At 63.0% G+C, this 1208-nt stretch carries 1 protein-coding gene; it reads left to right on the forward strand.

Features of this window, described 5'->3' with window-relative positions; translation table 11 throughout:
- Window positions 1-255 precede the first annotated feature (255 nt).
- Window positions 256-1197 carry a transposase gene (locus FBZ93_RS40375; RefSeq protein WP_146993228.1) on the forward strand — a complete coding sequence of 314 codons (942 nt, stop codon included), beginning with the start codon at window positions 256-258 and terminating at the stop codon, window positions 1195-1197.
- The last annotated feature ends 11 nt before the right edge of the window (window positions 1198-1208 follow it).

The raw sequence follows: 1208 nt of genomic DNA on the forward strand, positions 1-1208 counted from the left end.
CGTCTCCCGCCCGTTTCATCCACAAACCTGAACAGTTGCACGAGGCTGCGCCAACAGACCTCGCACCACAGGGACAGGCATCATGATCATATCCCCTGTGTCTGGATTGTCTGTCATGATGGGGTGGGCGGGAAGCCGTTGGGTCCTTGGCGCTTGACGCCGTGAGCCGGCTCGGTCTCCCGCCCGTTTCATCCACAAACCTGAACAGTTGCACGAGGCTGCGCCAACAGACCTCGCACCACAGGGACAGGCATCATGATCATATCCCCTCGTTGTGTCGGAATCGACGTCTCCAAACGCTATCTTGATATCTTCGACGAAGCAGTCGGTGTGCCGGAACGCATCGCCAACACGCCACATGCCATCACAGAGCTGGTGGCGCGTTGGCGATGCGATGCGCTGGTGGTCTTTGAGGCCACCGGCATCTATGACCTCGAGCTGCGCGAGGCCTTGCGTCGGGCCGGCATCCGCTTCGCTCGGATCAATCCGGCCCGGGCTCGCGACTTCGCCCGTGCTTGCGGCCAGCTCGCCAAGACGGATCCGATCGACGCTCGCGTCCTCGCCGCCTTTGCGCGCGCCATGCAGCCCGTAACGGAACCGGTTGGCACGCCGGCCCGCGACGCCCTGGCTTGGCTGGCCAAACGGCGCGATCAAATGGTTCACATGCGGAGCCAGGAGAAGAACCGCCGCAGCGAAGCCACTGACTGCGCCATCGTGAGCCGCATCTCCCGCTTCATTGATGTTCTGGACAACGAGATTGCCGAGATCGAGGCCGAGATCAGTGCGCTCATCAAGGCCGAGCCCGAGATCTCGCAGGACGCGCAGCTGTTGCGCTCCCTGCCAGGCATCGGTCCCGTAGCTTCCATGCAGCTGATCACGCAGATGCCGGAACTCGGTCGCATTGGACCGAAGCAGGCTGCCGCCCTTGCCGGACTGGCTCCCTTCAACGTCGACAGTGGCACCTACCGAGGCAAACGAAAGATCGGAGGCGGCCGTAAGCGCGTCCGCGATGCCCTCTACATGGCCGCCCTGAACGCGGTCCGCCGCGCCGACCCCTTCAAGGCCTTCTACACAAAGCTGCGAGCCGCCGGCAAACCGGCCAAGCTTGCTCTCATTGCCGTCGCTCGAAAGCTGCTCACCATCCTCAACGCGATGATGCGCGACCGAAAACCCTATCGGGCGGCTCCTTCAACATAACAGTTGCCGGC

The organism is Bradyrhizobium macuxiense (genome assembly GCF_007993935.1).
Classification (GTDB): Bacteria; Pseudomonadota; Alphaproteobacteria; order Rhizobiales; family Xanthobacteraceae; genus Bradyrhizobium; species Bradyrhizobium macuxiense_A.